Annotated in this window: 4 protein-coding genes and 1 tRNA gene; all 5 read right to left on the minus strand. The window is 55.3% G+C overall.

Features of this window, described 5'->3' with window-relative positions:
• Nucleotides 1-390 precede the first annotated feature (390 nt).
• A complete protein-coding gene (gene rplT / locus AB5Z20_RS09725; RefSeq protein WP_022094123.1) occupies nt 391-750 on the minus strand; it encodes a 50S ribosomal protein L20 in 360 nt (119 codons plus the stop codon).
• Between the two features lie 46 nt (nt 751-796).
• Nucleotides 797-988, minus strand: coding sequence for a 50S ribosomal protein L35 (gene rpmI / locus AB5Z20_RS09730; RefSeq protein WP_006234422.1), 192 nt, complete (start codon nt 986-988; stop codon nt 797-799).
• A 32-nt stretch (nt 989-1,020) separates the two neighbouring features.
• A complete protein-coding gene (infC, locus tag AB5Z20_RS09735; protein ID WP_006234423.1) occupies nt 1,021-1,590 on the minus strand; it encodes a translation initiation factor IF-3 in 570 nt (189 codons plus the stop codon).
• Between the two features lie 431 nt (nt 1,591-2,021).
• A tRNA-Leu gene (locus AB5Z20_RS09740) sits at nt 2,022-2,108 on the minus strand.
• Nucleotides 2,109-2,147: 39 nt separating this feature from the next.
• Nucleotides 2,148-3,434, minus strand: a complete 1,287-nt coding sequence (locus AB5Z20_RS09745) for a transglutaminase-like domain-containing protein (RefSeq protein WP_368157161.1) — start codon at nt 3,432-3,434, stop codon at nt 2,148-2,150.
• Nucleotides 3,435-3,873: the final 439 nt, after the last annotated feature.

The raw sequence follows: 3,873 nt of genomic DNA on the forward strand, positions 1-3,873 counted from the left end.
AAATGGTTCGATGTCTGCCCGGATGCGACACTCGGAAGTGTCCATCCTCGCAGTATCCGGTTCTCAAGGTGCACGCCCCGCGGCTGATCCGGTTCGACCGGGCCGCGCGGCAAGGAGATATATTGCCAGACCGCGAAGCGATGTGGGACGTCAATTCCACTCTTCACAAGTCCTACACAACATATCGCTTCCTATATAAGTTATAGAAAGACTGGTGCAGAAATACTGCACGTATCACATGATGACCCTTCGGTTAAGAGATATATAAAGATCGGTCACCTGTAAGTGTCTATCTACCCGCGCTTTTAGCTATGTAAACCAACGCTTTCGATAAAAAAGAGGGAGCGCCGCGCACAGTGCGACACTCCCCTAGCGATTCAACAGAATCTATTAGGCCTCGAGAGCCTTCTTGGCAATGGCAGCCAGCTCGTTGAAGGACTCGATGTCCTCGTAAGCCATCTGAGCCAGGACCTTACGGTCGAGCTCGATGCCGGCAACCTTCAGGCCGTGCATGAACTGAGAGTAAGAGATGTCGTTCAGGCGAGCAGCAGCGTTGATACGGGTGATCCAGAGAGAACGGATCTCGCGCTTCTTGTTGCGGCGATCACGATACTGATACTGCAGGGAGTGCTGGACCTGCTCTTTAGCATGCTTGTAAGTACGCGAAGCGGCACCGTAGTAACCCTTCGCACGGTGCATAACGGTACGGCGCTTCTTCTTGGCGGCAACAGCGCGCTTAATACGTGCCATGTTCTATCAACTCCTAGACGGTAAAACGAAAAACGGGAACGCGAACTTAGGCGAGACGCGACTTGATGACCTTGCGGTCGGCAGCGGCGATCTCGGTCTCCTGACGGAAGCCACGCTTACGCTTGGTGGACTTCTTGCTCAGGATGTGGCTCTTGAAAGCCTTGGCGCGCATAAGCTTGCCGGTACCAGTCTTGCGGAAACGCTTCTTGGTGCCGCTGTGGGACTTCATCTTAGGCATGAAATACTCCTTAATCGGTTACAGAACACTAGTTACTTAGTATCGCTTGCCGCTTTATCCTCATCGAAGGCGCCCTTAATCGGGGCGAGCAGCATAAGCATGTTACGGCCTTCCATCTTAGGCTTGGACTCGACCGTAGCGTAAGGCTTGAGATCCTCGGCGAGACGCTCGAGAACGTTAAGGCCCTGCTCCGGGTGAGCCATCTCACGGCCGCGGAACATGATGGTGATCTTAACGCGTGCGCCCTTCTTGAGGAAACGCAGAACGTGGCCCTTCTTGGTCTCGTAATCGCCAACGTCAATCTTGGGTCGGAACTTCATTTCCTTGACCTCGACCTTGGACTGGTTCTTACGAGCGGCCTTGGCCTTCATGGCCTGCTGGTACTTGAACTTACCATAGTCCATGACCTTGCAGACCGGCGGCTCCGCGTTGGGAGCGATCTCGACCAGGTCGAGACCCTGATCGTCAGCAACGCGCTGGGCATCGCGGATAGCGAACAGGCCGAGCTGAGAGCCATCGACGCCAATCAAACGGCACGAAGATGCGGTGATCTCGTCGTTGATGCGGGTGTCATCAGACTTAGCTATTTTCCCTACCTCCATTCATAAAAAAATAACCCGGCGCTTCTTTGCAACCAGGTCGTACACATAGACATCCTCGGTATGAGGAAGGGAATCTAGGTTGTATGACCAGTCAGCTGCTCATTGGCGCCAAAAGGTGGGAACCCTCGGGTTCCTCTTTAGGGCATTGCGGGAACAACGCCTTGCGAATAATAACACGTACCGCGCGTTATCACATTACGTACACGAAAAAGTGGGCCTTGAACCCCTTGAAGCGCAGGTGCATGTATGGTGCCCGAGGCGAGACTCGAAGGGCCTTCGCTCCGCGAAGCCCCGGGCTTCGGGCGCATGGCGCCCTCGCCACGCTCCGCTACAAACAGGCCACAGGCCTGTTTGCTTGACGCTCCGCGCGCTCACGCGAGTTCGGCACGAAAAAGGGGGCCTTGACCCCCTTGAACGCTCACTTGCATGTATGGTGCCCGAGGCGAGACTCGAACTCGCACGTTGTTGCCAACGGTGGATTTTGAGTCCACTGCGTCTGCCAATTCCGCCACTCGGGCACGTAATGCGTGAGTTAGTTTATCACAGCTTTCTGTTGATTAGTCCGAAAATGGAACTTCGAGCATTTCGATAAGCTCAACCTTGCGCAACATCTCCCGCTTACGACATCCACGCCCATCAACCGAGGCCTCGCCCATCTGGTTGTCATAGGGATCCTCGCGCATGCCATCGAAAGCAGGCACAAATTCAGCCTGGAATCGATTGTTGGCCACCATACGCCACGGGTCGAGGTTGCCAAAGTAGTGCTGGCGACGCCACTCCTCCCCCATCCTGCGCGCCGAGGAACCGAACGATACGTCGGCGTTAAGCCAACCGGTCTGGGGTGTGTAGAACTCGGCCCAATCGTGCGGCCCCACCGAATCGGGAGCAACATACAGGCCGCTCTGCCAACGGGCAGGCACGCCCGCGATGCGGCACATGGTGATAAACGTGAGCGCCATAACGCCGCAATCGCCGCGTAAAGAATGCGCACAGTCGTCGGCAATAGATCCCAAAAGCAGGTACGGTGGCTGATAGCGATAGTCGATATGCTGTGTCAGATAATCATAGATGGCGCGAGCGCGGTCGAGCGGATCGACGAGCCCGTCAATGATACGCGTCGTCAGTTGACGCAAATACGGCGTGAACGCAATGTGCGGACGGTCCTCGGAGGTGTCCTCGGGTAGTGGCGCGTCCATACAGGGATGCGATGGGAGCGCGCCACCATAGATATCGCAATAGGCGGCATCGATGTGATAGCGATAGGTCACCGAGAATGAATGTTCAGTCAAAGATGTCCAGGAGGCTGTACGAGCCGAAACGTTCTCAGAGGCAACGGTGCCCTCCGACGTCATATCGAGAACCTCGATATGAGACTGTTGACGACAGGCGGCAGCAACGGGTAGCCACGCGCGAACAGTCTCTCCCTCCAGAGCCCCGGGGACAGACACGGTTGCCTTAAGCGTGATGACGCGACTCAACCCGTTTTGCGACTCCATCTCCCTGAGCATCTGGTTACGCAGCGCTATGCCGTCCGCAGGATCGGGACGCATGCCGGGGACCTCTTTGGGATACACGCGAAGCGAATTGAGGAAGTTGTCGAGAACGAACAGCTCGCCATCGATAAAGCGCCAGTCAATACGCTTGCGATTAATCAGGTCGTCAAACTGCTCTTCGGTAAACTCTGGCCACTCCTCGCGAATCATCGCAATAGCCTGATCGCGCGACACCGAAAAATGAAGCGGCGTCTCGAGCATGCGATACCGCTCGGCACGAACACAAGCAGCCAGCGAAGGCTCAGGGTTCTGCTCCAAAAGGCGATCGCAAGCAGCAACAGCCTGCGTCAAATATCCAGCATCCTTAAGTCGAAGAATCTCAGGCGGCAGACCAATATCGAGATGACGAAAATCATCACAACAAACATCAACAGAGCAACCAACAGGACCCTCGTCAATAACCTTCCCATCAGCAGGTAAAACATCAACAACAGCCATAACCACTCCCGCGTCGAACGATAGACAACCCCCATTGTACCGAGATAAAAAAGAAAGCCCCCAACAAAGGAGCTCTCAACGCCGATAAACGGTACCTATAAAAATGAATTCAGACTTGTAACCCTGCGGCGTTAAACGAAGGAAGCCCCGTCCCCCGGAACTGTTTCCTTGGCGCGACTTCTGGCGAAGCCAGGTGAGCGCAAGGAAACAGTGTAGGGGGACGGGGCTTCCGGCGAGAAGTTTAGCGACGCTTACGCCTTGTTGACGGAGCCAAACTCCTCCATGAGCTCCT

The organism is Collinsella aerofaciens, assembly GCF_040910245.1.
Classification (GTDB): domain Bacteria; phylum Actinomycetota; class Coriobacteriia; order Coriobacteriales; family Coriobacteriaceae; genus Collinsella.

Coding starts and splice junctions, on each gene's coding strand:
- rplT (WP_022094123.1), bottom strand. CDS start 750: ATGGCACGTATTAAGCGCGCTGTTGCCGCCAAGAAGAAGCGCCGTACC.
- rpmI (WP_006234422.1), bottom strand. CDS start 988: ATGCCTAAGATGAAGTCCCACAGCGGCACCAAGAAGCGTTTCCGCAAG.
- infC (WP_006234423.1), bottom strand. CDS start 1,590: ATGGAGGTAGGGAAAATAGCTAAGTCTGATGACACCCGCATCAACGAC.